Source organism: Amycolatopsis sp. GA6-003, assembly GCF_046267895.1.
Taxonomy (GTDB): Bacteria; Actinomycetota; Actinomycetes; order Mycobacteriales; family Pseudonocardiaceae; genus Amycolatopsis.
The window spans coordinates 7869875-7893754 of sequence record NZ_CP176499.1 but is presented as its reverse complement, the minus strand read 5'-3'; the positions used below and the strand labels follow the sequence as shown (position 1 = coordinate 7893754).

Annotated in this window: 21 protein-coding genes; 10 read left to right on the top strand and 11 right to left on the bottom strand. The window is 70.7% G+C overall.

What is annotated here, in order from left to right; all coding sequences use genetic code 11:
- The first annotated feature begins 384 nt into the window (after nucleotides 1–384).
- Together F9C12_RS35595 and F9C12_RS35590 are read left to right on the top strand one after the other, a co-directional pair.
- Complete coding sequence (locus tag F9C12_RS35595) at nucleotides 385–1200, top strand: alpha/beta fold hydrolase (protein ID WP_409463368.1); 816 nt, start codon at nucleotides 385–387, stop codon at nucleotides 1198–1200.
- Nucleotides 1201–1208: 8 nt separating this feature from the next.
- A complete protein-coding gene (locus F9C12_RS35590) occupies nucleotides 1209–1961 on the top strand; it encodes an SDR family oxidoreductase (RefSeq protein WP_409463367.1) in 753 nt (250 codons plus the stop codon).
- Nucleotides 1962–2243: 282 nt separating this feature from the next.
- Here F9C12_RS35590 and F9C12_RS35585 read toward each other — a convergent pair whose 3' ends face one another.
- Entirely contained in the window at nucleotides 2244–3848 is a 1605-nt protein-coding gene (locus F9C12_RS35585; RefSeq protein WP_409463366.1) for a transposase, read from the bottom strand.
- 144 nt (nucleotides 3849–3992) lie between these two features.
- On the opposite strand from F9C12_RS35585, the gene F9C12_RS35580 reads away from it, so the two are divergent.
- Nucleotides 3993–6590 (top strand): bifunctional FO biosynthesis protein CofGH, encoded by a 2598-nt coding sequence (locus tag F9C12_RS35580; RefSeq protein ID WP_409463365.1) that lies wholly within the window; start codon nucleotides 3993–3995, stop codon nucleotides 6588–6590.
- On the opposite strand, the gene F9C12_RS35575 is transcribed toward F9C12_RS35580, so the two are convergent.
- From F9C12_RS35575 to F9C12_RS35565, 3 genes are all read right to left on the bottom strand, one after another.
- Nucleotides 6591–7556 (bottom strand): helix-turn-helix domain-containing protein, encoded by a 966-nt coding sequence (locus tag F9C12_RS35575; RefSeq protein ID WP_409463364.1) that lies wholly within the window; start codon nucleotides 7554–7556, stop codon nucleotides 6591–6593.
- A gap of 22 nt (nucleotides 7557–7578) precedes the next feature.
- The gene (locus F9C12_RS35570; protein WP_409463363.1) at nucleotides 7579–8541 is read right to left on the bottom strand and encodes an alpha/beta hydrolase fold domain-containing protein; all 963 of its coding nucleotides are present in this window, start codon (nucleotides 8539–8541) and stop codon (nucleotides 7579–7581) included.
- 99 nt (nucleotides 8542–8640) lie between these two features.
- Nucleotides 8641–9702, bottom strand: a complete 1062-nt coding sequence (locus F9C12_RS35565) for an FAD-dependent oxidoreductase (RefSeq protein WP_409463362.1) — start codon at nucleotides 9700–9702, stop codon at nucleotides 8641–8643.
- A gap of 117 nt (nucleotides 9703–9819) precedes the next feature.
- On the opposite strand from F9C12_RS35565, the gene F9C12_RS35560 reads away from it, so the two are divergent.
- The gene (locus F9C12_RS35560; protein ID WP_409463361.1) at nucleotides 9820–10752 is read left to right on the top strand and encodes a TetR/AcrR family transcriptional regulator C-terminal domain-containing protein; all 933 of its coding nucleotides are present in this window, start codon (nucleotides 9820–9822) and stop codon (nucleotides 10750–10752) included.
- Nucleotides 10753–10924: 172 nt separating this feature from the next.
- On the opposite strand, the gene F9C12_RS35555 is transcribed toward F9C12_RS35560, so the two are convergent.
- Nucleotides 10925–12229: an LVIVD repeat-containing protein gene (locus F9C12_RS35555; RefSeq protein WP_409463360.1), complete on the bottom strand. Its 1305-nt coding sequence runs from the start codon at nucleotides 12227–12229 to the stop codon at nucleotides 10925–10927.
- Between the two features lie 129 nt (nucleotides 12230–12358).
- On the opposite strand from F9C12_RS35555, the gene F9C12_RS35550 reads away from it, so the two are divergent.
- On the top strand, nucleotides 12359–13828 hold the full coding sequence (locus F9C12_RS35550; RefSeq protein WP_409463359.1) for an ABC transporter substrate-binding protein: 1470 nt from the start codon (nucleotides 12359–12361) through the stop codon (nucleotides 13826–13828).
- Here F9C12_RS35550 and F9C12_RS35545 read toward each other — a convergent pair.
- Nucleotides 13825–14703: a LysR substrate-binding domain-containing protein gene (locus F9C12_RS35545; protein ID WP_409463358.1), complete on the bottom strand. Its 879-nt coding sequence runs from the start codon at nucleotides 14701–14703 to the stop codon at nucleotides 13825–13827. The two genes, F9C12_RS35550 and F9C12_RS35545, sit on opposite strands and share 4 nt — an antisense overlap.
- A 71-nt stretch (nucleotides 14704–14774) precedes the next feature.
- Between F9C12_RS35545 and F9C12_RS35540 the strand changes: the two genes are divergently transcribed.
- A complete protein-coding gene (locus F9C12_RS35540; protein ID WP_409463357.1) occupies nucleotides 14775–15806 on the top strand; it encodes an SDR family oxidoreductase in 1032 nt (343 codons plus the stop codon).
- On the opposite strand, the gene F9C12_RS35535 is transcribed toward F9C12_RS35540, so the two are convergent.
- On the bottom strand, nucleotides 15790–16527 hold the full coding sequence (locus tag F9C12_RS35535; protein WP_409186123.1) for an SDR family oxidoreductase: 738 nt from the start codon (nucleotides 16525–16527) through the stop codon (nucleotides 15790–15792). The genes F9C12_RS35540 and F9C12_RS35535 overlap by 17 nt on opposite strands.
- 58 nt (nucleotides 16528–16585) lie before the next feature.
- On the opposite strand from F9C12_RS35535, the gene F9C12_RS35530 reads away from it, so the two are divergent.
- A complete protein-coding gene (locus F9C12_RS35530; RefSeq protein WP_409463356.1) occupies nucleotides 16586–17218 on the top strand; it encodes a class I SAM-dependent methyltransferase in 633 nt (210 codons plus the stop codon).
- Nucleotides 17219–17263: 45 nt separating this feature from the next.
- Here F9C12_RS35530 and F9C12_RS35525 read toward each other — a convergent pair whose 3' ends face one another.
- The gene (locus F9C12_RS35525; RefSeq protein WP_409463355.1) at nucleotides 17264–19165 is read right to left on the bottom strand and encodes a S8 family serine peptidase; all 1902 of its coding nucleotides are present in this window, start codon (nucleotides 19163–19165) and stop codon (nucleotides 17264–17266) included.
- A 164-nt stretch (nucleotides 19166–19329) separates the two neighbouring features.
- Here F9C12_RS35525 and F9C12_RS35520 point away from each other — a divergent pair, with 164 nt between their 5' ends.
- From F9C12_RS35520 to F9C12_RS35510, 3 genes are read left to right on the top strand one after another with little or no spacing between them, the layout of a single operon-like run.
- On the top strand, nucleotides 19330–20262 hold the full coding sequence (locus tag F9C12_RS35520) for an MFS transporter (protein WP_409463354.1): 933 nt from the start codon (nucleotides 19330–19332) through the stop codon (nucleotides 20260–20262).
- Nucleotides 20256–20522, top strand: a complete 267-nt coding sequence (locus F9C12_RS35515) for a hypothetical protein (RefSeq protein ID WP_409463353.1) — start codon at nucleotides 20256–20258, stop codon at nucleotides 20520–20522. The genes F9C12_RS35520 and F9C12_RS35515 overlap by 7 nt, the downstream gene beginning before the upstream one ends.
- A gap of 37 nt (nucleotides 20523–20559) precedes the next feature.
- Nucleotides 20560–21060 (top strand): GNAT family N-acetyltransferase, encoded by a 501-nt coding sequence (locus tag F9C12_RS35510; protein WP_409463352.1) that lies wholly within the window; start codon nucleotides 20560–20562, stop codon nucleotides 21058–21060.
- On the opposite strand, the gene lpdA is transcribed toward F9C12_RS35510, so the two are convergent.
- The 3 genes from lpdA to F9C12_RS35495 all read right to left on the bottom strand — a co-directional run bounded on the left by lpdA (nucleotide 21050) and on the right by F9C12_RS35495 (nucleotide 23877).
- Nucleotides 21050–22435 carry a dihydrolipoyl dehydrogenase gene (gene lpdA, locus F9C12_RS35505; protein ID WP_409186118.1) on the bottom strand — a complete coding sequence of 462 codons (1386 nt, stop codon included), beginning with the start codon at nucleotides 22433–22435 and terminating at the stop codon, nucleotides 21050–21052. The genes F9C12_RS35510 and lpdA overlap by 11 nt on opposite strands.
- A 431-nt stretch (nucleotides 22436–22866) precedes the next feature.
- Nucleotides 22867–23064, bottom strand: a complete 198-nt coding sequence (locus tag F9C12_RS35500; RefSeq protein ID WP_409463351.1) for a hypothetical protein — start codon at nucleotides 23062–23064, stop codon at nucleotides 22867–22869.
- 33 nt (nucleotides 23065–23097) lie between these two features.
- Nucleotides 23098–23877 (bottom strand): lysophospholipid acyltransferase family protein, encoded by a 780-nt coding sequence (locus F9C12_RS35495; RefSeq protein WP_409186117.1) that lies wholly within the window; start codon nucleotides 23875–23877, stop codon nucleotides 23098–23100.
- Between the last annotated feature and the right edge of the window lie 3 nt (nucleotides 23878–23880).

Below are 23880 nucleotides of genomic sequence, written 5' to 3'. Positions count from 1 at the left end.
TTACACGTCCCGAAACGGCCCGAAACAGGGGGGTCCCTTAATCCGATCTTCGCAGGTCAACCGGCCGAATTGGCCCACTCCGGCCGATCCGGCGGACAGAGCGGCCGGGAGTCGGCGGGAGGGCGGGCGGCGAATCCGGTCGCTTATCGGCGCGCGGATGCCGCAATCCGGAAGAACGCGCGGCTCGCGTTATCGGTGAATGCCCGAGTCCGACCGGCCGACGTCGACAGATGCGGAGCGGATTGCCGCCCACCGACTCGGGCGCGCCGGTCGAGACCAAGGGGCTCGCCGCTTCAGTAGGCCAGGCTCGGGTCGCCAAGAACATTGCTCCGACTACATTGCGCCGTATTGCTCTGAGAAATCGCCCCGATTAGCGTCCAGGACATGCAGACAGTCCTTCTCCCCTCCGGCGCCCGGATCGCCTACGACGACCTCGGACCGCAGGTGAAGATCCCGGTGTTTCTCGTCCACGGGCATCCGTTCGACCGGTCGATGTGGGGTCCGCAGGCCGGCTGGCTCGCGCGGAAGGGGTACCGAGCCGTCGTACCTGACCTGCGGGGATACGGGGAAAGCACCGGCCCGGCGGTCAGCGGGCTCGAAGACTTCGCCGAGGATCTCGTCGGGCTGGCCGACCGCCTCGGGATCGACCGCTTCGTGCTGGGCGGGCTGTCGATGGGCGGGCAGATCGTGATGCAGACCGTGCGGGACTACCCGGAGCGGATCGCTGCGCTGCTGCTCGCGGACACGTTCGCCGAGCCCGAGACGGACGAAGGAAAGGCGGCCCGCAACCAGGCCGCGGATCGGGTTCTCGCGGAGGGCATGACCGCGTACGCCGACGAGTTGCTGCCCAAGATGGTGTCGCCGGGCACTTTCCGCGAGAACCCCGAGGTGACCGAGCACGTCCGGAAGATGATGCGCAACGCACCGGCGGCAGGCGCGGCGGCAGCGTTGCGGGCCCGGGCGAAGCGGCCCGACTACCGCGATTCGCTGAAGCAGGTCACCGTGCCGACGTTGGTCGCGGTGGGCAGCGAGGACGAGTTCACCCCGGTCGCCGACGCACAGTTGCTGCACCAGCTCGTCGACGGCTCGAAGCTGGCGGTGCTCGACGGCGCGGGGCACCTGCCTAACCTGGAACGCGCGGCCGAGTTCAACGACGTGTTCGGCCGCTTCCTGGACCAGGACCACGCGGAAGAACGGTGACGCACTCCATGAAGACCGTATTGGTGACCGGCGCGAGCGCCGGGTTCGGTGCCGCGATCACGCGCCGGTTCGCAGCGGAGGGCGCGCGAGTCGTCGCCGCGGCCCGCAGCGGCGACCGGCTGAAGGCGCTCGCGGACGAACTGGGCGAAGCGGTGTACCCGCTGGTGCTGGACGTACGCGACGCAGCCTCGGTCGCGAACGTCGTCGAACAGCTGCCCGAGGAGTGGGCGAAGATCGACGTCCTGGTCAACAACGCCGGTCTCGCCAAGGGTCTCGAGCCCGCGCACGAGGCGAAGCTGGAAGACTGGGACCAGATGATCGAGACCAACGTGACCGGTCTCGTCCACCTCACCCGCGCGGTACTGCCCGGAATGGTCGAACGCGGCACCGGACACGTAATCAACATCGGCTCGGTCGCGGGCAGCTACCCCTACCCCGGCGGCAACGTCTACGGCGCGACCAAGGCGTTCGTCCACCAGTTCAGCCTGAACCTGCGCTCAGACCTGCGCGGCACCGGCGTCCGAGTAACGAACATCGAACCAGGCCTGGTAGGCGGCACGGAATTCTCGACCGTCCGCTTCGACGGCGACAAGAACAAAGCAGCCAACGTCTACGCCGGCACCACCCCCCTGACCCCGGACGACGTCGCGGAGTCAGTGTTCTGGGCCAGCTCCCAGCCAGCACACGTGAACATCAACGTCATAGAACTGATGCCAGTAGTGCAAACGTTCTCCGCACTGAACATCGACCGCAACACCTGACAGACGGTCCTGAGGACCACCCGCCCGCTAGCCCGCCGCTGCGCCAGGATGCCCCAACCGCTCCCAAAAAACCGCAGCCAATGCACCCAAACAGCGAGGCACCCACACCTCCCCCCGCCCCCGATACGAAGCCTCCCTGCGGTTCGGGGGTGCTTGTCAAGGCATCTTTCCCGCCTTGACAAGCACCCCCGAACCGTCAGCACAATCAAACTTCGGGGGCCCCACGCAACCCCATCAACCGGCAATGTCGCCCCCCAGGGCGACGAGCCGACCGCGAAGACCTCACCCAGGAGCAAACCCCTCCAACCCGAACAACGCGAACAACGCCTCCTGCCTCCCCGTCCGATCAGACAAAATCCGCCGAGTCCGCGGCCTCCCCCCAGTAGACCGATGCCGCAACACGGTCTCCCCGATCCCCCGCAACTGGTCCAGCAGCTCAGCCACCGACAAGTTCATCCCGGCCCGATCCGCCTCCCGCCGCATCAGATGCGTGACCGTCGCGGCGAGCACCGACACCAACGTGTGCACCGCGATCCGATGCGAAGTCCACTCCCACCGCGGCGAAGGCCCAGCCACCGCGGACCCGGTCAGCCAGCGAAACGTCGAGTCGAGATACGTCCGCGCCCGATACGCCGTGACCACCTCGGCCACCGGCCAGTCCCGATCCGTCACCAGAATCTGCTTGCCGAAGAACTCCTCCGCCAGCCGAGCGACCGCCGCCTCGTCGACCCGCCGCTCCAGCCGCAACTCCCCCGCCCGGTTCCCGGTGAGCGTCGTGTTCAACACCCGCTCCACCCGGCGCCCGCGAATGATCCGGGACATCTCGGCGTGCACCTGCGTCCGGTCGCCGCGATGAGTCCCCGCCGCGAGCGCGGCCGCCAACCCGTCAAGCTCACGCACCGTAGTGCTCAACTCGCTGGTGAACGCCCGGTACTGCGCCGCGTGCAACGTCGCCGAGTGGGTCAGGATGACGCGTCGACGGGCACCGTCCACAGTCGCCACCGTGTCGAACGCAGTCAGCCCGGCAAACCGCTCCGGATCCACCCTCCGCCGCACCGACGCGGGCCGCGCGAGCAGCTCCGGGTGATCAGCCAACGGAAGCGACCCGACAAAACCGCTCCGCGCGCCTAGGTCGAGCTGCGCGGCCTGGCCGGCGTGGAAGATCAACGTGACGTCGGTAGCCGGATACCGCTCCCCCAGCTCCGCGGCCAGCGCACCGAACGTCGGCGCGTTGTCCCTCCGGTAAACCCGGGAAGCCAGCGGAATCGCCCCATCCCGGGTGACCACCAGGCCCAGCCCGGCGAGCACGTCCTGGCAAGCCGACGGCAGCGTGCAATCAGCCGCAGTGAACGCCGCGAACTGCGCGACATCAACGGCTAACGCCTCCGTGCCGTCGTCCCCCAGCAACTCCAGAACCGCTTCCGCGACAACGGTTTCCACTCTCGCGATCCGCTCCGGAGTAAGCCGCTGCAACGCCCGCCAATGACTGGCCGTCGTCATCGACCCCTTGGGCGGCCGGGGCCGAACCAGATCCTGCGCCAGGCACCCGGACCACCACTCCTCGAACTCCGTCTCCGGCGCCGTCGCCCGGTGGAGCACGGCGAGCGCGACGTGAAGACCGAGCGTCGGCCGGGCCCGTTGCGGTCCCGCCACCGAATCGACCCGCCGGACGAGGTCGAGCCGCTGCAGCGTCCCCCACACGGCGGAAACGTCGCCGAACGACCGATGCCGCGCCCCTGCCGCCTCCGGACCGCCGCCGGCCACCGCCGCGGCGATGTCCTCGGCCGTCCCCAGATACCGCTGGCCGACGACGCGCGGTTTGCCGTCGACGCGCGCGGACTCGGCGAGGTAGTAGTACGTCCGCCCGCCGATGCGCTTCCCGATCACTGACGCCACCCTTTAGGTAATACCGCCGCCACCCGGCATCGACAAGCCCGCAACCTGCGCTAATGATCACCCTGGGCCCCGTCTGGGACCGGTGGCGGGCTAAGAGCTGGCTGGTCGCGGCGGCCGGGTCCTAGCGTGGCGGGAATGGAGCCCGAAGCTGGCGTGACCACGCCCACCCCGTCCGCCATGCGCCGTGCGCTCGCGCGGGCGCGAGACGGGAAAACGCTCGACGTCGCCGAGGCGGCCGTGCTGCTGCACGCGCGCGGCGACGACCTCAAAACGTTGTCCGAACACGCTTCCCGCATCCGCGACGCGGGCCTCGAAGAAGCCGGTCGCGCGGGGATCATCACCTACAGCCGCAAGGTGTTCATCCCGCTGACCCGGCTGTGCCGGGACCGGTGCGGCTACTGCACCTTCGTCACCGTCCCGGGCAGGCTCGAATCGCCGTTCCTGTCGCCGGACGAGGTGCTCGACATCGCCCGCAAGGGCGCGGAGATGGGCTGCAAAGAAGCCCTGTTCACGCTCGGCGACCGGCCGGAGGACCGCTGGAAGGCCGCGCGCGAATGGCTGGACGCGCACGGCTACGACGACACGCTGTCCTACGTCCGCGCGATGGCGATCCGGGTGCTCGAGGAGACCGGTCTGCTGCCGCACCTCAACCCGGGGGTCCTGAGCTGGCAGGACTTCCAGCGGCTCAAGCCGGTCGCGCCGTCGATGGGCATGATGCTGGAGACCACCGCGCGCCGGCTGTGGAGCGAGAAGGGCGGGCCGCATTACGGTTCGCCGGACAAGGACCCCGAGGTCCGGCTGCGCGTGCTGGAGGACGCCGGGCGCAGTTCGGTGCCGTTCACCACCGGCGTGCTGATCGGGATCGGCGAGACGCACGAAGAACGCGCCGACGCGCTGTTCGCGATCCGCAAGACCGCGCGCGAGTACGGCGGCATCCAGGAAGTCATCGTGCAGAACTTCCGGGCCAAGCCGGACACGAAGATGCGCGCGACCCCGGACGCCGACCTCGAGGAACTGGCCGCGAACATCGCCGTGGCGCGGCTCGTGCTCGGTCCGCGGATGCGCATCCAGGCCCCGCCGAACCTCATCGGCGACCAGTACGACCTGATGATCCGCGCGGGCATCGACGACTGGGGCGGCGTTTCGCCGCTGACCCCGGACCACGTCAACCCGGAACGCGCGTGGCCGCAGATCGACCTGCTGGCCCGGCAGACCGAGAAGGCCGGGTTCGCGCTGCGCGAGCGGCTGACCATCTACCCGGAGTACGTCAAGCGCGGCCAGCCGTGGCTCGACCCGCGCGTCACCCGGCACGTCGCGGCCCTGGTCGACGGCGAAACCGGGCTGGCCCGCGACGGCGCGAAGCCGGTCGGGATCCCGTGGCAGGAGCCGGACGGCGGCTGGCAGGAGTCGGGCCGCACCGACCTGCACACCGAGATCGACACCACCGGCCGCACCGAGGACCGGCGCGGCGACTTCGATTCGGTCTACGGCGACTGGAAGGAAATCGGCCGCAAGATCAAGACCGGTCCGCAGCGGTTCGACACCGACATCCGGGACGCGTTGCGCAGTGCGGAAAAGGACCCCGCCGGGCTGTCCGACGACGCCGCGCTCGCCCTGCTGCACGCCGACGGGCCGGAGCTGGACGCGCTCACGAAGCTGGCCGACGACCTGCGGCGCGAGGTGGTCGGGGACGACATCACCTTCGTGGTCACGCGGAACATCAACTTCACCAACGTCTGCTACACCGGCTGCCGGTTCTGCGCCTTTGCGCAGCGGAAGACCGACGCGGACGCGTACACGCTGTCGCTGGAGCAGGTCGGCGACCGGGTCGACGAGGCGTGGGCCGCGGGCGCGACCGAGATCTGCATGCAGGGCGGGATCCACCCGGACCTGCCGGGCACCGCGTACTTCGACCTCGCGGCCGAGGTGAAGCGGCGGCAGCCGGACATCCACCTGCACTCGTTCAGCCCGATGGAGGTCGTGAACGGCGCGTCGCGGACCAATCTGTCCATTCGCGACTTCCTGATCCGGGCGAAGGAGTCCGGAGTGGACTCGCTCCCGGGCACCGCGGCGGAAATCCTCGACGACGACGTCCGGTGGGTGCTCACCAAGGGCAAGCTGCCGACGGACGCGTGGATCGAGGTGGTCACCACCGCGCACGACATCGGGCTGCCGACCACGGCGACGATGATGTACGGCCACGTGGACAACCCGGGCCACTGGGTCGGCCACCTGAAGCTGCTGGCCAAACTGCAGCGCGAGGGCGTGGAACGCAACGGGCGGCGCGGGTTCAGCGAGTTCGTGCTGCTGCCGTTCATCCACCAGAGCTCGCCGATCTACCTGGCCGGGCTCGCCCGCGCGGGCACGACGCTGCGCGAGAACCGGGCGGTGCACGCGCTGTCCCGGCTGCTGTTGCACGGCACCTTCGACAACATCCAGAGCTCCTGGGTGAAGCTCGGCGAGGAGGGCAGCCGGGCGGTGCTGCAGGGCGGGGTCAACGACATCGGCGGCACGCTGATGGAGGAGACGATCAGCCGGATGGCGGGCGCGGCCAACGGGTCGTACAAGACGATCAGCGACATGCGCGCGATGGTCGAGCCGCTCGGCCGTCCGCTGCGGCAGCGGACCACGTCCTACGGCACGCCGAGCGCCGAGCGGATCGCCGCGGCGCAGGCGTCGGACGGCGTCGCGACGGCGGTGCGGAAGCCGTTGCTGCCGCTGCTCACGCCGTGATCACCCGGTGCGGTGCAGCCGCCACAGCGCGATAGCCAGCTGCAACCGCAACCGGCCCGCGGGATCGCGCACTGGCCAGCCGAGCAGCGCTTCGGCGTGGGCCAGGCGCTCCTGCAGGGTCGAATGGTGCACGACCAGCGTGTTCGCGGCGGCCCGCAGACTCGGAGCGCCCGCTACGGCGACCAGCGTGGGCAGTACCCACGGGGCCGCCGTGCGGGCGTTCTCCAAGGTTGTGACGTCCGCGACCGGTTCGCTGCGGGGTCCGACCGCGTCGGCGAGGACGGCCAGCCCGCCGAGTTCCGCGTAGTCCACAACGGACGGTCCGGGGTCGTCTTCGGTCGCGGTGAACCGGAAGGCGGTCCGGGCTTGCGCGCCAGACAGCGGTAAGTCGACCAGGTGCACGACGGCGCCCAGGCCGACCCTGGCGCGTTCCGGCGGAGTCCATTGTGGAGGGACGACCAGCGGGACCGCGTCGGTCACCACGGCGCGCGCGGTCGTGCCGAGGCCAAGGCGATGTGCGGCGCGGAGCCGGGTCCGCTCGTCGGCGGACGCGTCGAGCACCACTTCGACCGACGCCGGATCGACGACCCGGCCGCGCGTGCGGTCCAGCACCGCTCGCGCCGCCGCGGACGCGCGCTCCAGCACCATCGCGTCCACCGGACTCGCCGGACCAGGCCGTTCCAGCCACAGCGCGACCGGTCCGTCCGGACGCACCGGAGCCGACGGCCATTCCGGATCGGGCGGCTCGGCCGGCGGCACCACGCGCCCGTCCGGTTCGACGCGGACGCGCACCCGGCGTTCGTCGTCGGCCAGCCGCACGGGACAGCCGGACAGCACCGCCGCCCCGCGCACGATCGGCTCCAGCCCGGCGCGGCCCTCGACCAGCCGGTCGAAATACGCGATGACCTTGACCGTCTCGGCCGCGCCGGGATCGAGCGCGCTCAGACGCGTGACCAGCTCCCTCATCGGTCCATCATCGCTCGCCGGTTCAGCCGAGCAGCCGCCGCAGCCACGGCGTCCGCGCGGCGCGCGCCTGCTGCGAAAGCGCCGCCTGCGGGGCCGAGCCGTCGAAGCCGTGAAACGCGCCGGGCCAGACGTGCAGTTCCGCCTGCACCCCGGACAGCCACAGCCGGTTCGCGTAGGCGATGACCTCGTCGCGGAAGGTCTCGGTGCTGCCGACGTCGAGGAACGCCGGCGGGAGGCCGGACAGGTCTTCGGCGCGGGCGGGCGCGGCGTACGGCGACACGTCCGGGCCGCCGCGGGCGTCGCCGAGCAGCGCGGTCCAGCCGACGTTGTTCGCCGTGCGGTCCCAGCTGCCCATCTCCGCCATCTGGATCGCCGACGGGGAGTCGTTGCGGTCGTCGAGCATCGGGTACACGAGCAGCTGGCCGAGCAGTTCCGGACCGCCCTGGTCCCGGGCGAGCAGCGCCGTCGCGGCCGCGAGCCCGCCGCCCGCGCTCGCCCCGCCGATCACGACCCGGGAGGCGTCGAAGCCGTACTCGGCGGCGTGCTTGACCGTCCATTCCAGGCCGGCGTAGCAGTCCTCGACCGGGGCCGGATGCGGATGTTCGGGCGCGACCCGATAGTCGACGCAGACGAAGCCGAGGCCCAGTTCGGCCGCGTACTCCTTGAGGAAGTACAGGTCGCCGCCTTTGTGGCCGCCGATGATCATGCCGCCGCCGTGCAGCCAGTACAGCACCGGGACGTCGACCGCCCCGGCCGGCCGCGCGACGATCAGCGGGATCGGGCCGCGCGGGCCTTCGGCGTCCGTTTCGGACACTTCGAGGGCGCCGTCGGCGGTGATCTCGTCCAGCGGAATCTGCCGCTTCGCCGCGGCCGCGCGCACCGCCGGGATCGACTCGAGCGTCTTGATCGGCGGACGTTCGGCCGCGAGCACCTCGAGCGCCGCGGCGAGCTCGGGGTCGAACGGGAGCGGCGGGTAGGCGGTCATCGCGGGGGCCTCCAAGGGATCGGGTACCGGACCCATCCTTGCCGCCCGGGAGCCGGACCGGGCCAGCCGGACGGCGGGAATCTCCCGCCAGGCGGCGGGTCACCGGCTCAGGCTGATCGCGTTCTTCGCGCGCTCGACGGATTCCTCCGACGCGGGCCCGGCGGCGTTTTCCGTGGCCAGCGCCTGGTTCAGCTCGGCGAACGGGCGCATCCGGGTCTCGTAGTCCGCGATGCCGTCGGCCAGGACGTACGCGCCGACCAAGGCGAGGCTCGTGCCCTGTCCGGACAGCACGGACGCGCAGTACCCGGCGTCGCCGACCAGCGCGACGCGGCCGGTCGTCCAGCGGTCGAGGCGGATCTGCAGCATCGCGTCGAAGAAGAACGTCTCCGTGTCTTCCATGGCTTTGACCAGGTCCGGAACCGGACCGCCGACCTCGCTCAGGCGTTCCGCGACGAGCTTCTTCTGCTCCGCGACGTCCCGGATCTCGCGGTACTCCGGTTCGCCGAAGCCGAGCGTCACGCGGATCTCCTCGTTGCCCGGCACCGGGTAGACCGCGCCGCCGACGCCCTCGCCCTGGAACCAGATCTGCCAGTCTTCGAGGCCGACGGTGTTGGGCGCCGGGAAGATCGCCAGGTACTGGCCGAGGTAGCGGCGGAACTGGTCTTCCGGGCCGAACGCGAGCCGCCGGACCGCCGAATGCGCGCCGTCCGCGCCTACGATCAGGTCGAACGTGCGCGGTGCGGCCGCGGCGAACTCGACCCGGCCGGATCCGGCGTCGAGCGCGGTGATCTCGTCGCCGAAGCGGAACTCGACGTCGGCCGCGCCGTGCAGCAGCTCCACCAGGTCGTCGCGGAGGATCTCGATGTCCGCGCTGTCGAGCCGGCCGCTGCTGAAGGTGCGCTCCTCGGAACGGAACACCTCGTTGCCGGACGCGTCGAGCATCGACATCCCGCGCATCCGCGTCCGGGCGGCCCGGACCTGCTCCCCCAAGCCCATCCGCTCGACGACCTCCAGCGCGACCCCGCGGATGTCCACCGCCTGGCCTCCGCGGCGCAACCCGTCCGCGCGCTCCACGACCGTCACGTCGTAGCCACTGCGGCGCAGCCAGTAGGCCGACGCGCATCCAGCGATTCCCGCGCCGCAAACCAGTGCTTCCGGCATGTCCTCACCCCTCAGTACGGTGCAGCATTACCCGGACGAACCTGCCCTGACCTGGCTTCTGCCGCCAAAACTGACCTAGTACAGACGACCCGCTGACCTAGTACAGACAGGACCCCGATGCCGACCGAACCGCCGTACCTCCGCATCGCCGCCGCGCTGCGCGAAGAGATCTCGCAGTTGCCGCCGGGCGCGAAGGTGCCTTCGACGCGTCAGCTGGCTTCGGCGCATGGGGTCGCGAACGCCACCGCGGCCAAGGCGCTCGACGTGTTGCGCCGGGAAGGCGTGGTGCGTGCTGAACCGAGATCGGGCCATGTCGTCGCCGGTCAGCCCGCCGAGACTGGGTCGAAGCGTCCAGCGCTGACCCGGGATCTGTTGGTACGCACGGCAATCGCGATCGCCGACGCGGAAGGGGTCTCGGCACTCTCGATGCGCGGGCTCGCCGCGCGGTTGGGTGTTCCGGCGATGGCTCCGTACCGCTATCTGTCCGGAAAGGACGAACTGATTTTCCTGATGGCGGACAAGGTTTACGGCGAAACCGGTTACCCGGCGCGGGAACCGGAGGGGTGGCGGGCGCAGCTGGAGCTGACGGCGCGCACGCTGTGGTCAGTGCACCGGCGGCATCCGTGGCTGGCGCATCTGGTGCCGCTCACCCGGCCTTGGCCGCTGCCGAACCTGGCGGCGCACAACGAACGCGCGCTGGCCGCGTTGTCGGTGTTCGGGCTGAGCTCGGCTGACCTGTGCGATCTGAATGTGTTGTTCTACAACCACATTCAGGGCACGGCGATCAACCTGGAACGGGAGCGGCACGCGATGGGCGCGAGCGGGATCACCGAGGACCAGTGGATGGAGACGCAGGCGCGGGGATACGCGGCGTTGACCGGGTCGGGGCGGTATCCGGTGCTGGCGCGGATGGTGGCGGATCTCGCCGAGGGGTACGACCTCGACCTGGACCGGCTTTTCGAGGTCGGGCTGCAAGCGCTGCTGGACGGGCTGGCCGTCCGATATCCGGTTGGCGGGGCGGTCTCCGGGCGGCAGGATCAACCGGTGTGAACCGCATCCGCCTGGTCCCCGCGATCCGCAGCGGGTGGCCCGCCTGCTCGGCGAGGCTCCCGGCGACGCACCGGACGCCCGGGTGCTGCTGTACGTCTGCCCCCGACAACGAATTCTCCGGAAACCCGGTCACCTTCTCCGCGAGGCAGTTCCTCCGCGAACTGGCCGGCCGCTAGTCCCCGAGCCGCAGGATGTCGATCCCGCGGTTGCGGTCCGCCACGTACACGTACCCGTCGTGCCAGTACGGTGCCCACGAAGCCGCGTCCGCGGGGCGGAAGTACGCGATCTGCGTCGGGTTCGTCGGGTCGCTCACGTCCAGGAACCGGGTGCCCTGCGAGTAGAACGACTGGGCCAGCACGTGTCCGCGCAGGTCGAAGTAGTGCGCCGAGCAGTCCTCCGACACCGGGTCGCTGCCTTCCTGCCCGGCGACGCTCCAGGTGCCGACGCTGCGCATCCGGAACGGTTTCTCCGGCGTCGACCGCCAGCCCTCGCCCTGGTACGAGCCCTCCAGCGACGAGATCGTCAGCACGCCGTCGCCCGCGCAGCCGGGGAGGAAGCTTTCTTCGGTGGCGTACACGAGGTCGTGGCCGCGCCAGGCGCCGTCGGCCCAGGGGCCGACCGGGTGGAAGCTGTTGTGCAGGAACTTCGACGGCGCGGCGGTTTCCGACACTCCGCCGCCCGCGTACGGCACCGGCTTGAGCGCGCTCGCCCAGCGGTAGCGGTTCTGCACCGGGTCGCGGTGGAGGCCGGACGTCCAGTAGCCGCGCACCCCGCCCTTGCCCGACACCCACGCGACGCCCATCCGGTCCACCTGAACGTCGTGCACGTAGTCGGTTTTGCCGTCGTTGCGGGCGAGTTCGATCGGGTCCGGGTGCACCTTCGGCTCGCGCGGGTCGCGCACGTCGGTGACCCAGATCGGCCGGCCGCCCCAGTCCGCGGGCTGGTCGTCGGCCTTCGCCGGGCCGCCGGTCCAGAGGTAGCGGCAGTCGTCGACGCAGCTGGTGGTGTGGCCCGCGGGAACCTTGACGTAGCTGAGGATCTCCGGTTTCTCCGGACGCGCCACGTCGACCACGTAGATGCCGGACTCGCCGGTGTGCGTGTTGCCCTTGAACGCGCGCGGGTCGCGGGAGAGGAACACGAGCTTGCGTTTCGCGTCGACCTCGGTGTCCTCGGTTTCCCACAGCCCGGGCAGGCCCAGTTCGCCGATCGCGCGCGGCTTCGCCGGATCGCCGGTGAGGTCGTAGACCTTCAGGCCGAACTGGCCCGACACGACCATCACGTCCCGCTTGCCGTAGCTGAGGAAATTCGCCGAAATGGCTCCTTGCGCGTCGGGCACGTTGCCGATCGGCTGTACGCCCTTGATCGCGCCCGGGTCGCCCAGGGAGTGCTTCGCCTCGGTGACCGGCTTGTCGTCCTCGCAGGCCGCGGCGGGCAATCCGGTGGCGACGAGAGTCGCGGCCGCGGCCGCCAGCGCCATTCCGGAACGAATCCACCGACGGCGCACGCGAAACCTCCCCGGAGATCCCAGTGTGACTGAAGTACTTTAAGCCGGTCCCTAACCGGGCACAACCGCCTTTCGTTGCTTCCCACCTGGTAGTAAGACATCATGCGATCGCGTCCGCTGGTCCCGCTCACGCTCGCCGCCGCAGTGCTCGCGGCCGGTCTCGCCGGCTGTTCGTCGTCGGCCGGACCCGCTCGGCCCGGGGTGCTGTCGGTCGGTCTCGGCGAACCCGGCACGCTGCTGCCCGCCGACGTCACCGATCCGTCCGGGCGGATGGTCACCGGCGCGTTGTGGACTCCGCTCGCCGATTACGATCCAGCCAGCGGGAAAGTCACCCCGCGCGCGGCCGAATCGCTCAGCAGCACCGACCAGGCGACCTGGACCGTCCGGTTGCGTCCCGGGCAGTTCCACGACGGCACGCCGGTCACCGCGCAGTCCTATGTGGACACGTGGAAGGCGATCGCCGGCCATCACTGGGCCAGCACCCCGGTGCTGACGAAATCGCTGCGGGCCAAGGACATCACCGCGGTCGGCGCGAACCAGCTGCGGATCGTGCTCGACCGGCCCTCCAACCAGGTGCCGGCCTGGCTGTCCGCGCCCGGGCTCGTGCCGCTGCCCGCGTCGGTGCTGAAATCCCGCGACTGGAACGGGTTCGCCCGGCATCCGATCGGCAACGGCCCGCTGCGGCTGGAGGGCGACTGGCAGCCCGGGTCCGGCGGCAAGCTCGTCCGGGTCGCGGCGGATCCGGGGCGGGCCAAGGAAATCGAGCTGCGCGTCGGCGATCCGGCGCAGCAGTACGACGACGTCAAGGAGGGCAAGCTCGACGTCGCGACGGCCGTCCCGGGCGACCGGCACGAGGCGATGCACGCCGATTTCGCCGGCCGGCACGCGATGTGGGCGCTCCCCCGCGCCGGCTACCTGGTGTTTTTCGCCGAGGCAACCCGATTCGCGGACCCGGCCGTGCGGCATGCGTTCGCGCTCGGCACCGACCGTGCCGCGCTGGAATCCGGGCCGCTCGCGCATCAAGCGGACGCGGCCAAGGGGTTGCTGCCGCCGGTGGTCGCGCCCGGCGAACGGTCCGGCACCTGCCGTCCGTGCACTTTCGACAGCGCGGCCGCCAGATCCCTGCTGAACCAGGCAGGATTCACCGGCGACGCCTCGGTGTACTACGAGAGCTTCGACGGTACTTGGCCGCAGGCATTGGCCGAGGGGTTGTCGAAGAGCCTCGGAATCCCGGTCACCGCACAGCGCAAGGCGACCGGAGGCAAGCCGACCGGGCCGTATGCGCTGGAGGTCAAGGCCGTCTCGCCGAGCCCGGCCGACCTGCTCCACACGCTCGCCGATGCCGCCGGTTACCTCGACGCCGGATTCGCCGCCGACCTCGCGTCCGCCGAAACCACCGCGTCGCCGGAAGAAGCCGCCCAGCTGTTCCGGGTCGCGGAGAACGAGGCCCTGCGGGATCTTCCGGCGATTCCACTGTGGACCGGACACGGGCACGCCGTCTGGTCCGCCCGGGTTCACGACGCGGTGCCGACGCCGTTCGCCGGAATCGACCTAGCCCGGCTGCGCGACTAGACCCGCGCGTGCCGGGTCAGCACCTCGGCGAACGCCGCCGTCAACGGGTCCGGTTCGCTGCGGCCGTAAGCGACCAGCTCGCGGCGGATCGGCTTGCCGGGCCGCAAAACCCGGCCGCTGAACTCCGCGGGCAGCACGTTCGCCGGAACCAGCGCGGGCCCCAATCCGGCCGCGGCGAGCAGCGGGGCGGCCGCGGTCTGTTCGGTGCGTACCGCGGGCCTCGGCCGGAAGCCCGCTTCCGCACAGGCCGCGTCGAGAAGCTCCGCCAACCCGTGGCCCGGCGCGTAATGCACCCACGCGCAGCCGGCAAGCTCGGCCAGCTCGACCGTACCGTCCGAAGTGGACTCCGTCGCGCCGTCCGCCGGGAGCACGACGACGAACTCTTCCGTGCCCAGCGAGCGCACCGGGCCAGTCCACCCGGCCGGACGCGGACCGATCGCGAGGTCCGCTTCTCCGGCGAGCATCGCGTCGCGCAGTTCGTCGGCGTGGCGGTACTCGAAAAGCCGCACGTCGACGTCCGGCCGCTCGCGCCGCCATACCCGGAGCGCGGGCGGCAGCACGCCGAGGCTCACCGAGTAGACCGTCGCGACCAGCAGCTCTCCGGCGACCTGACCGGACGCCTGCCGGGCCGCGCACCGGGCCCGTTCGGCGTCGGCGAGCGCGGCGCGGGCGTGCGGCAGCATCGCGCGGCCCATCGGCGTGAGCCGGACCGAACGCGGCAGCCGTTCCAGCAACGGCCCGCCGACGCTGTGCTCCAGCGCCCGCATCTGATGCGACAGCGCGGGCTGCGTCACGTGCAACTGCTCGGCGGCCCGGGTGAACGAGCCGGTGTCGACCACGGTCACCAGGTATTCGAGCTGCCGCAGACTTGCCATAAACCCAGCTTATCGAAGCGGTGAGAAGTAAGCCTTGGACTCATCGCCCACGCGTGGTCAGGATCGAAGACATGAGCAGCACACGCGTGGCCCTCGTGGCCGGGGCCAACGGGATCATCGGCCGGAAACTCGTCTCTCACCTGCGGACTCTCGACGGCTGGGAGGTGCTCGGGCTGTCCCGGCGCGGCGGGCCGGGCAGCCTCGCCGTCGACTTGCTCGACCCGGACGGCACCCGGGCGGCGCTGGCCGGCGTCGGCGCGACGCACCTGTTCTACGCGGCCTACCAGGACCGGCCGACGTGGGCGGAACTCGTGCCGCCGAACGTGGCGATGCTGGAGAACCTGGTGAACGGCCTCGACGAAGGCCCGCTGGAGCACGTCAGCCTGATGCAGGGCTACAAGGTCTACGGCGCGCATCTCGGCCCGTTCAAAACGCCCGCCCGCGAAGCTGACGCCGGACAGCACATGCCGCCGGAGTTCAACGTGGACCAGCAGAAGTTCCTGGAACGCCGGGCCGCCGCCGGGGGCTGGTCGTGGTCGGCGATCCGGCCGTCCGTGGTCGGCGGGACGACGCTCGGCAACCCGATGAACCTCGCGCTCGTGATCGCGGTGTACGCCTCGATCTCCAAGGAACTCGGCCTGCCGCTGCGGTTTCCGGGCAAGCCCGGCGCGTACGACAGCCTGTTGGAGATGACGGACGCGCAGTTGCTCGCCGAAGGCACGGTGTGGGCCGCGACGTCTAGTCGCAACGAAGCGTTCAACATCGCCAACGGTGACCTCTTCCGCTGGCGAGAGCTGTGGCCGAAGCTAGCCGCGTACTTCGACCTTGAAGTCGCTCCGCCGCTACAGCTGCCGCTGAGCACAGTGATGGCCGACAAGGAACCACTGTGGAACGAGATGGCGGCGAAGCACGGCCTCACCGCTTCGTACGCCGACGTCTCTTCGTGGGCCTTCGGCGACTTCGTGTTCTCGTGGGACTACGACATGTTCGCGGACACGTCGAAGTCGCGCCGTGCCGGTTTTCACTCCTATGTGGACACTGAGCAGATGTTCTACCGGCTGTTCGACGAGTTCCGCCGGGACAAGGTCATCCCCGGCCGATGAACGGCATCGTGGTGGCGGTGAGGGTGAGGAACTGGACGTTGGCGTCCAGCGGCAACCCCGCCATGTAGAGCACCGCGTCGGCGACGTGGCCCGCGTCGAAGGTCGGTTCGGCCAGGAGCCGTCCGTCGGCCTGCGGGATGCCCGCGGCCATCCGCTCGGTCATCTCGGTGGCCGCGTTGCCGATGTCGATCTGTCCGCACGCGACGTTCCAGGCGCGGCCGTCGAGCGAGATCGACCGGGTGAGGCCGGTGACGGCGTGCTTGGTGGCGGTGTAGGCGACGCTCGCCGGGCGGGGCGCGTGCGCGGAAATCGAGCCGTTGTTGATGATCCGGCCGCCACGGGGGTCCTGGTCGCGCATCAGCCGCACGGCCTGCTGCGCGCACAGGAACATGCCGGTGAGGTTCGTGTCGACGGTGCGCCGCCAGTCCTCGACGGACAGCTCCGCGACAGTGCCGCCGAGCGACACCCCGGCGTTGTTCACCAGCAGATCCAACCGGCCCCACTCGTCTCGCACGGCCGAGAACAGCGCCTCCACCGATGCCGGATCGGCGACGTCGGTGGGCACGACCAGCGCGTTCGCGTCCGAACCGGCCGTCTCGCGCAAGGCGTCCTCGCGCCGTCCGGCGAGCGCGACTCGGTAACCGGCGCCGAGCAGCGCCCCGGCGATCCGGCGGCCCAGCCCGGAACCGGCCCCGGTGACCACCGCAGTCTTCTCCGCCATGTCGGCCTCCTCAAAGTCCGTTCGCCCGCACGGTGCCATATCGCGGCACACTGGGTTCATGGGACCACGTGACACGGTGCTCGCCGGATTCGCCAAGCAGCTGGGCCATCCGCGGGGCCGGGCCGGGCAAGCCGTCGTCCGGCTGCTCAACAACGTCAACCGCGGGCCGGTCACCGGAGCGGTCGAGGCGCTGGAGACCCGTCGCGGCGAAACCGCGCTGGACCTGGGTTTCGGCGGCGGCCTCGGGCTCGACCTGCTGCTGCGGGCCACCGAGGGCGGCACCGTGCACGGCGCGGAAATCTCCGAAACGGCGCTCGCCCGCGCGCGCCGGAAGTTCCCGAAGAACCTCGCCGCCGGACGGCTGGTCCTGCACCACGCCGGAATGGCCGATCTTCCGCTGGAAGACGGGACGGTCGACGCGGCGCTGACCGTCAACACGGTCTACTTCGTTCCCGACCTGGCACCCGCGTTCGCCGAGGTCGCGCGGGCGCTCTCCGGCGGCGGCCGGTTCGTCGTCGGCATCGGGGACCCGGCGATGATGCGCGACCTGCCGTTCACCGGCCACGGCTTCCGGCTGCGCCCGCCGGAAGAGATCGAAAACGCGCTCGCCGGCGCGGGGCTGGATCTTCGCCGCCACGACCGGCTCGGCGACGGGCCGCGCGCGTTCCACCTGCTGGTCGCCGGACGCTGAAAAGGGCGGGTTCCCCGGCCGGGAACCCGCCCCTTCCCGCTGCCGCTACTTCTTCGGCACGCCCAGCGCGGACAGCGCCGGACCCGCCATGATCACGCCCTTGCCGGTCACCGCGTCGAACCCGGGCGCGCCGAGGTCGATCGCACTCGACACCAGCGCGGTGCGGACCTCCGCCGGGGTCGCGGACGGCTTGCCGGACAGCAGCAAGGCCGCGATCGCCGCCGCGTGCGGGGCCGCCGCCGAGGTGCCGAAGAACGGCTGGAAGCCGGTGACCGAGGTGGCCACGCCGTCCGCGGCGGTGATGTCCGGCTTCGCGCGGGTCGCGCCGCCGGTCGAGGACACGTTGCCGGGGGTCAGCTCGGTGCCGTCGGCGTTGTAGAAGAGGTGCCGCTGGCCGTCGGAGGTGAAGCGCTCCCACTTGCTGGCCGAGGTGAACAGGCCCGGGTACGGACCGGCCGGGTTGGCCGGGTCGCCGGTCTCGAGCGGACGGCCGAACGCGGTCGCCGCCGGGGCCGCGGCCACCGAGAACGCCGCCGCGGCCGCGGAGTGGCCCGAAGTCACGCCCGCGGTGCTGAAGCCCTTGAGCGAACCGGAGGCGACGAACCGGCCGCGGATCACGTTGAGCGCGAAGAACCGGTCCGCGCCGCTGTACTTGACCACCGCGAGGCGGTATCCCGAGCCCGAGGTCGGCACGGTCAGGCTCTCGTACGGGTTCTGGGAACCGTCCTGCGCGTTCGCGCTGGAGGCGACGACGCTGCCGGAAGCGTTGAGCAGGAACAGGTCGTAGTCGTTGGCCGAACGGCCCCACGGGTCCGACCAGAACAGCGTCACCGGACGGCCGAGCGAGCCCGGCGACAGCGGGTCGGTGGTCTGCACGCCGCTGCCCGGGTCGAAGTCGTGCGGGGTGCCGGTGACGCCCGGCAGCCTGGTGCCGGACGAGCGGAAGTCGCCCTCGTAGTAGCCGCTGGTGCCGTCGGTGAGGTTGCCGGAGTTGCCCGCGGAGGAGAAGTACAGCGCGCCGGCCGCGGTCACGTCGTTGACCGCCTGCGCGACCTGCGTGTCCTGGAACGGCGACTCGTCGAAGTACGCGACGTCGTCGACGATGACCGTGCACTTGCCGGTGGTGCGCAGCGCGCGGATGTTGTCCGCGAAGCTCGATTCGCTGGTGAACGCGGTCGCGAAGCCGAGCGCCGCGCCCGGGGCGAGGTCGTGCACGATCTCCAGCATCGCGGTGCCCTCGTCGCCGCTGCCCGCCTGGCCGGGCAACACGTCGACCGCGGGCAGTTCGCCTGCGTCCTGCGACTTTTTCAGCGAGTTGACGCCGTCGGAAAGCACGCAGACCTTCACGCCGGCGCCGTTCACGCCGTACTGCGTGCGAGCGGTGTCCGCGCCGTGGGTCTTGTCCCCTTCCGACACCTGCACGGCGGCGACGGCCTGCTTGGCCAGCTGCCGGCGCTGCGCGTCCGGCTCGTTCCAGGTCATCGCCTGCGTCGCGGGCTGGACCTGCCGGACGTCGCCGCGCGCCGCGATCTTGTCGACCGCGTTGAGCGGCAGCTGGGCGCGGACCGAGCCGTTGGCCGAAGTGGACTGAACGGTGCCGCCCGCGGCACGCACGGCCTGCGCGATCGCCGAGCCCGCCGTTCCGGCGATGTCCACCGACACCGTGCCGGCCTGGGTGACCGGGAGGCCGGTGCGGTAATCCGGAAGCTGCGCGGCGAGCCCGCGGTCGGCGCGAAGGCGCTTCTCCACGACGAGCTGGCTGGACTGCTTCTTCTCGGCCGGGCTGAGGGTCTTCTTGATCGCCTGCAGCGCGCTGATCCCGGCCCCGGCGCGCGCGTTCGCCACGTCCGCGGCGGACGGCTGCGCGACGGCGACCCCGCTCCCGGCGAGCACCACCCCGACCGCGAGGGGCACCGAATACGCGGTCACCCGGCTCGTTCTTTTCATGACAACTCCTGTCCTCGCCCCCGACCACCGACTGTGGTGACGTGAATCTAAATAGCGACCGCGGCCAAGACCACCGACCAAAGTGGTATCTGTCCGAATGGCCCACCTGGTGAGACTTCGCCGGGCACTTTCCGAGCCGGAAGCGGAGCTGGCACTCTGCTCGGGTGGCGAACCTGGGGAGGGACTTCGCCCGGCTGTGGGCCGCGTACGCGATCAGCACGGCGGGCAGCACGGTCGGCGCGGGCGCGCTCGGGCTCGTCGCGGTGCTCGTGCTCGACGCTCCCGCGTGGCAGGTCTCCCTGATCACCGCCATCTCAGCGGCCGCCAGCGCGGTCCTCGCCTTTCCGCTCGGACCTCGCGTCGAGTTCGCCCGGAAGCGACCCGCGATGATCACCGGCGACCTGGTCCGCTGCGTCGCGCTGGCCAGCGTGCCGGTGGCGGCCGCGCTGCACGTGCTGACCATGCCGCAGCTCTACGCCGTCGACATCGTCGTCGCCACCGCGGCGGTCCTCTTCTCCGCGGCCAGCGGCGCGCATCTGAAAGCCCTTGTCGCGCCGGAGGAACGGCCTGTCGCGTTGAGCCGTTTCGAAAGCACCGACTGGGTATGCTGGTCGGCTGGGCCGCCGCTGGGCGGGGTGTTGATCAGCGGGCTCGGCGCGACCGCGACGATGCTCATCGACGCTTTCTCGTTTCTGTTGTCCGCGCTCGGAATCCGCCGCTTGCGTACGCCGGAGCCGCCGCCCGCGGTTGCTTCGGACGATTCGCGACGAGGCTTCACCGACGGATGGCGTTTCCTCCTGCGCAGTCGTGAACTTCGGCCGCTGTTCTTCAACTCGGTCTTGTTCAGCGGCGCGGTCCTCTGGGTTACGCCGCTGCAAACCGTGCTGATGCTGCGGGATCTCGGGTTCGCGCCGTGGGAATACGGCCTCGTGCTGGGCGTTCCCTGCCTCGGCGGGCTCCTCGGCGCACGTCTCGCCCCGACGCTCAGTTCTCGGTACGGCGCGCGAAAGTGTTGCGGTGGACCAGTTTCGGACGCACTCCGTGGCTGCTCGCGCTGCCGTTCGCCATCCCCGGCACCGCCGGGGTCGCCTTGCTGATCGCCGCGAACTTCGGGCTGTTGCTGGTGGCGGGCATCTTCAACCCGACCTACTCGGCGTACCGGCTGTCGCTGATCGACGACAGCGTTCTGACGCGGACGCTCACCGCCTGGTCGACCGGAACCCGTACCGCCAAACCGGTTTTCATCACCCTCGGCGGGATCGCCGCCGGAGTGCTTGGCGTGCGGTTTTCCCTGGGGATCGGCGCCGTGCTCTGCCTGCTCAGCGCGGCCGCGTTGCCCGCCCGCCGGGTCGCGTGATCAGTTTTTGTCGGTGGTGCCGGTTACCGTGGCTGGCATGTTCAAGATCGACCGCGCGGCCGCTGCCGACGCCGCCGCGCTCACCGACCTCATGCACGCCTCGTCGGCCTACCAAGGCCGGTACGCCTCGATCCTGGAGGGATACGCCGTCACGCCGGATTACCTGCGCCAGCACCAGGTCCTGGTCGCCCGCGGCCCCTCGGGACCAGCCGGATTCGCCGCGCTCACCGGCACCGAGCTGGATCTGCTGTTCGTCGCCGACGAAGCCCAGGGCACCGGATTGGGCGCCCGGCTGGTCCGGCAAATCCTCGAGGTGGCAAGGGAAAACGGGCTGACCGAGGTACGCGTGGTGTCGCATCCGCTCGCGGCGAAGTTCTACGAACGCATGGGCGCGCGGCAGGTCGGGACCGTTCCGCCGAAACCGCCGAGGATCTCGTGGTCCCGGCCGGAGCTGGTGTTCTCGTTGCCCGGAAACGACAGCGCCCTGGCCCGCGAAACCACCGCGGGCCAGGGCGACCGTCGAAGAATCAGAAGTTGATCATATGTCCGGCCAGTCCGTGCACCGCTTCCTTCACCGCTTCGCCCAGTGTCGGGTGGGCATGCACGTTGCGCGAAATCTCGTGCACCGTAAGGTCCCACTGCTGCGCCAGCGTCAGCTCCGGCAGCAGCTCCGTGACGTCCGGGCCGATGAGGTGCGCGCCGAGCAGTTCGCCGTACTTCGCGTCGCTCAGCACCTTCACGAAGCCCGCCGCGTCGCCGAGGCCGTGCGCCTTGCCGTTGGCCGTGAACGGGAACTTCGACACCTGAACGTCAAAGCCCTTTTCGCGCGCCTGTTCCTCGGTCCAGCCGAAGCTCGCGATCTGCGGCTGGCAGTAGGTCGCGCGCGGGATCATCACGAAGTCCAGTTCCATGGTCTCCGCGCCGGCGATCGTCTCCGCCGCCACGATGCCCATCGACTCCGACGCGTGCGCCAGCATCAGCTTCGCCGTCACGTCGCCGATCGCGAAGAGGTGCGGCACGTTCGTCCGGCCGCGGCCGTCGATCGCGATCGCGCCGCGCTCGGTCAGCTCCACGCCGGTGTTCTCCAGGCCGTAGCCCTCGACGTTCGGCCGGAACCCGATGGCCTGCAACACCTTGTCGGCCTCGAGCACCTGCTGCTCGCCGTTCTTCGACACGGTCACCGCCACCTTGGCTCCCGAGTCGTCGATCGCCTCGACCTTGGTGCCCAGCAGCACCTTGATCCCCAGCTTGCGGTAGCGCTTGGCCAGCTCGGCCGACACCTCGGCGTCCTCGAGCGGCACCATCCGGTCGAGGAACTCGACGATCGTCACGTCGACGCCGTAGTTGCGCAGCACGTACGCGAACTCGACGCCGATCGCGCCGGCCCCGGCGATCACGATGCTGCCCGGCAGCTCGCTTTCCAGGATCTGCTTTTCGTAGGTGACCACGCGCTCGCTGCGCTGCGTGCCCGGCAGCAGCCGAGCGGTCGCGCCGGTGGCGATGATGCCGTAGGTGAAAGTGATGCGCTCGCCGTTCACCTCGAGGGTGTTGGCGTCCACGAAGGTGCCGCGCCCGTTGTACTCGGTGATCTTGTTCTTCTTCATCAGGAAGTGCACGCCCTTGACGCGCCCGTCCGCGACCTTGCGGCTGCGCTCGTACGCCGCGGCGTAGTCGAAGCGGATCTCCCCGTCGGAGGAGATGCCGTAGGTCTTGGCCTCTTCCTTCACCGTGTGCGCCAGCTCGGCGTTGCGCAGCAGCGCCTTCGAAGGGATGCAGCCGACGTTGAGGCACACCCCGCCCCAGTACTTCTCTTCCACGACCGCCACGCTCAGGCCCAGCTGCGAAGCCCGGATCGCCGCGACGTACCCACCGACTCCGGCCCCGAGGACCACCACGTCATAGTCTGCGCTCATACCGTTGAAACTACCTCCCGCACCCGAGCGGGGCGGCGTGACGGCGCCCGCTTCCGGCCCCGGCGCGTCCTCGGTCGGCTGATCCCGGAAAAACCCGCCAGAACCGTGCGGCACCCGCGCACCGAGCCTCATTCCGGCGCGGCCGGATCGTCCACAGTGGTGCCTTCGCCCGCCGGTGCCGCGAAGTCCGCCGGTCAGGCTGGCGGACGCTCGCCCCGGATCCCGGCCAGCAGCTCCGCCACCGCGGCCATGATCCGCGCGGTCGCCTCCCCCAGCACATCCCTCGTCAGCCCCCGCCCACTGGCCCGGCGCCACCCAGGACGGCCGACCCCGACAAACCCGCCAGAACCACACCCAGCCCGCACCGAGACCGCTCCGAGCGCAGCCGGGTCATCCACAACTTCGCCCTCCCGCACCGCGGAAGCCACCGATCAAACCGGCGGACGCTCGCCCCGAATCCCAGCCAGCAGCTCCGCCACCGCGGCCATGATCCGCGCGGTCGCCTCCTCCAGCACGTCCCTCGTCAGCCCCCGCCCACTGGCCCAGCACCACCCCGGACGGCCGACCCCGACAAAACCCGCCAGAACACACCACACCCAGCCCGCGCCGAGAGCAGCCGGCTCGTCCACAGCTTCACCCTCCCGCACCGCAGAAGCCACCGATCAAACCGGCGGACGCTCGCCCCGAATCCCGGCCAGCAACTCCGTCACCGCAGCCATGATCCGCGCGGTCGCCTCCTCCAGCACGTCCCTCGTCAGCTCCCGCCCGCGCAGGTCGGCGAGGTCCACCGGCTCTCCGGCGACGAACTCGATCTTCCGCCGCGGCAGCACGCGCGGGAACCAGGAACCGGCGGGCAGCAGTTCGTGCGTGCCCCAGTTCGCGACCGGGATCACCGGCACGCCGGTCTCCAGCGCGATGCGCGCCGCGCCGGTCTTGCCCTTGCCAGGCCAGCCGTCCGGGTCCGCGGAAAGCCCGGCCTCCGGGAAGATCGCCACGCATTCGCCCGCCCGCACCGCGGCGACGGCGTCGCGGTACGCGCCGGCGGCGGTCGGCGCGCCGCGGTGGACCGGGATGTGCTTGCCCGAGCGCATCACCGATTTGATCACCGGCGCGTTCCACAGGCTGGCTTTGGCCAGGTACCGCGGCACCCGGCCGGAGCCAAGGCAGAAAGCGGTGAGCGTCGTCGGGTCGGCGTTCGACAGGTGGTTGGAAGCCACCACGACCCCGCCCGATTCCGGGATGTTCCGCGCGCCGCGCACGCGGAAGCGGCTCGTGAGGGCGAGCAGCTGCCACACGACTTCGATCGCGAAGTGGTACCAGGCGCCCCGGCCGGACCGGGCGAAGCTCCTGCCGTACCTCTGCATGCCGCGGAAGCCGAGCAGCTCCCCTTCGAGCGGGGTCCAGTGGTCCCGGGTCCGGGTGCGCAGCGCCATGAGCGTCATTCG

What these genes read in the sequence shown, in the direction of transcription:
- F9C12_RS35595 (WP_409463368.1), top strand. Translation starts at nt 385, where the DNA reads ATGCAGACAGTCCTTCTCCCCTCCGGCGCCCGGATCGCCTACGACGAC.
- F9C12_RS35590 (WP_409463367.1), top strand. Translation starts at nt 1,209, where the DNA reads ATGAAGACCGTATTGGTGACCGGCGCGAGCGCCGGGTTCGGTGCCGCG.
- F9C12_RS35580 (WP_409463365.1), top strand. Translation starts at nt 3,993, where the DNA reads ATGGAGCCCGAAGCTGGCGTGACCACGCCCACCCCGTCCGCCATGCGC.
- F9C12_RS35575 (WP_409463364.1), bottom strand. Translation starts at nt 7,556, where the DNA reads ATGAGGGAGCTGGTCACGCGTCTGAGCGCGCTCGATCCCGGCGCGGCC.
- F9C12_RS35570 (WP_409463363.1), bottom strand. Translation starts at nt 8,541, where the DNA reads ATGACCGCCTACCCGCCGCTCCCGTTCGACCCCGAGCTCGCCGCGGCG.
- F9C12_RS35565 (WP_409463362.1), bottom strand. Translation starts at nt 9,702, where the DNA reads ATGCCGGAAGCACTGGTTTGCGGCGCGGGAATCGCTGGATGCGCGTCG.
- F9C12_RS35560 (WP_409463361.1), top strand. Translation starts at nt 9,820, where the DNA reads ATGCCGACCGAACCGCCGTACCTCCGCATCGCCGCCGCGCTGCGCGAA.
- F9C12_RS35555 (WP_409463360.1), bottom strand. Translation starts at nt 12,229, where the DNA reads ATGGCGCTGGCGGCCGCGGCCGCGACTCTCGTCGCCACCGGATTGCCC.
- F9C12_RS35550 (WP_409463359.1), top strand. Translation starts at nt 12,359, where the DNA reads ATGCGATCGCGTCCGCTGGTCCCGCTCACGCTCGCCGCCGCAGTGCTC.
- F9C12_RS35545 (WP_409463358.1), bottom strand. Translation starts at nt 14,703, where the DNA reads ATGGCAAGTCTGCGGCAGCTCGAATACCTGGTGACCGTGGTCGACACC.
- F9C12_RS35540 (WP_409463357.1), top strand. Translation starts at nt 14,775, where the DNA reads ATGAGCAGCACACGCGTGGCCCTCGTGGCCGGGGCCAACGGGATCATC.
- F9C12_RS35535 (WP_409186123.1), bottom strand. Translation starts at nt 16,527, where the DNA reads ATGGCGGAGAAGACTGCGGTGGTCACCGGGGCCGGTTCCGGGCTGGGC.
- F9C12_RS35530 (WP_409463356.1), top strand. Translation starts at nt 16,586, where the DNA reads ATGGGACCACGTGACACGGTGCTCGCCGGATTCGCCAAGCAGCTGGGC.
- F9C12_RS35525 (WP_409463355.1), bottom strand. Translation starts at nt 19,165, where the DNA reads ATGAAAAGAACGAGCCGGGTGACCGCGTATTCGGTGCCCCTCGCGGTC.
- F9C12_RS35510 (WP_409463352.1), top strand. Translation starts at nt 20,560, where the DNA reads ATGTTCAAGATCGACCGCGCGGCCGCTGCCGACGCCGCCGCGCTCACC.
- lpdA (WP_409186118.1), bottom strand. Translation starts at nt 22,435, where the DNA reads ATGAGCGCAGACTATGACGTGGTGGTCCTCGGGGCCGGAGTCGGTGGG.
- F9C12_RS35495 (WP_409186117.1), bottom strand. Translation starts at nt 23,877, where the DNA reads ATGACGCTCATGGCGCTGCGCACCCGGACCCGGGACCACTGGACCCCG.